General features: G+C 60.2%; 2 protein-coding genes. Both read left to right on the forward strand.

Annotated elements, in window-relative coordinates; translation table 11 throughout:
* Positions 1-1,183 (forward strand): Gfo/Idh/MocA family protein (locus tag ACH2EH_RS08585; protein ID WP_395140781.1); only part of this gene is annotated, 1,183 nt, incomplete at its 5' end.
* Positions 1,184-1,267: 84 nt separating this feature from the next.
* A partial coding sequence (locus tag ACH2EH_RS08590; protein WP_395140783.1) for an FAD-dependent oxidoreductase occupies positions 1,268-1,847 on the forward strand: 580 nt, incomplete at its 3' end.

Consider the following 1,847-nt stretch of genomic DNA (forward strand, 5'->3'; position numbering starts at 1 on the left):
GGCGGTTGAGAAGAAGACCGGCAAGAAGCCCAAGATCTACCAGGACCTGCGCAAAGTTTTTGAGGACAAGGACATAGACGCGGTCTCGTGTGCGCTACCGATTCACTGGCACTCGCTGGCGGCGTCTTGGGCGATGCAGGCGGGCAAGGATGTTTATGTGGAGAAGCCCTGTAGCCACAATGTGAGCGAGGGCCGACGGCTCGTGCAGATGCAGCAACGCACCGGACGGATCTGCCAAGTAGGGACGCAGAGCCGCTCGGCCAAGGCAGTTCAGGGGGGCATTAAGTTTCTCCACGAAGGCAAACTCGGTAAAGTTACCTTGGCGCGCGGACTCTGCTACAAGCCACGCAAGAGCATCGGCACCAAGCCCGACGGCCCAGTGCCCTCTGGGGTGGACTACGATATCTGGCTTGGCCCCGCTCCTAAGCGGCCTTTCAATCCCAATCGCTTCCACTACGAGTGGCACTGGAACTTCGACTACGGCGCGGGCGATCTGGGCAACCAGGGAATCCACCAGATGGATATCGCGCGCTGGGCGTTAGACAAACACGAGCTACCGCGTGGGGTCGAGTCTATCGGCTGTCGGCTGGGCTACGTGGACCAGGCCAATACTCCGAACACCGTGGTTTCCACCTACGACTACGGCGACAAGCAGCTTATCTTCGAGGTGCGCGGCCTGCCCACCGAAGGCCTGATGGGCGCGAGCATCGGCGATATCGTCTACGGCGAGAACGGCTACGTGGTCTTCACGGCGAGCTACGGCAAGGCGGCGGCCTTTGATAAAGAGGGCAAGCCTCTTGAGACCTTCAGTGGCGGCGGTGATCACTTTGCCGCGTTTATCAAGGCCGTCAAGAGCCGTAATCAGAGTGATCTGGCCGCGCCCGTTTTGGAGGGGCATCTTTCCAGTGCGCTGTGTCATCTCGGTAATGTGAGCTACCGCTTAGGCACCGAGGGCGACCCGGCAAAGAGCAACTTTATCAACAAGCCGTTTGGGGAGGCGTACTCGCGCATGATCACGCACCTGACGGCAAACAACGCTCTGACGCCCGATGCCAAGCTGCGCTTTGGAGCCAGTCTCACGCTCGATCCCAAGGCAGAGCGTTTCATCGGTACGGGCAACAAAGAGGCGAACGTGCTCTTGACTCGCGAGTACCGAAAGGGCTTCGAGTTGCCCAAGGTCTAGCCGCTTATGATAAAATGTCCCACGTTTGCCGCGATGGCAAGCGTGGGGCGCTGTCGCCACAAAAAGTAGAGTTGTGGAAAAATTATGGGTGACAGCAGAGCATTTTTAAGTCTGACGCGGGAAGCGCCAAAAAAGCGTACCGTGGGCGAGCGGGTGCGGGACTGGTCGGAGGTGTATCTTCCGATGGCCCCCGAGAAGCTACGCGCCCAGGCATCGCGCTGCATGGACTGTGGCGTTCCTTTCTGCCACAATGGCTGCCCCCTGGGAAATCTTATCCCGGACTGGAACGACTTAGTCTACCGGGGCCGCTGGCAAGAGGCGCTCACGGCGCTCCATGCCACCAATAACTTCCCCGAGTTCACCGGGCGGCTGTGCCCCGCGCCGTGCGAGGATGCCTGCGTCCTGGCGATCAACGATAAAGCCGTCACGATCAAGACCGTCGAGCAGCGCATTATTGATCATGGTTTTGAAGAAGGCTGGGTCGTTCCAGAGCCCCCACAGAACCGCACGGGCAAGCGTGTCGCGGTGATTGGCAGTGGCCCGGCGGGTCTCGCGGCGGCGCAGCAACTGAACCGGGCGGGGCACTGGGTAACGGTGTTTGAGCGCGACGATCGCCTGGGCGGGCTGATGCGCTACGGTATTCCCGACTTCAAGATGGACAAGG

This window comes from Armatimonas sp. (assembly GCF_043760365.1).
GTDB lineage: Bacteria > Armatimonadota > Armatimonadia > Armatimonadales > Armatimonadaceae > Armatimonas.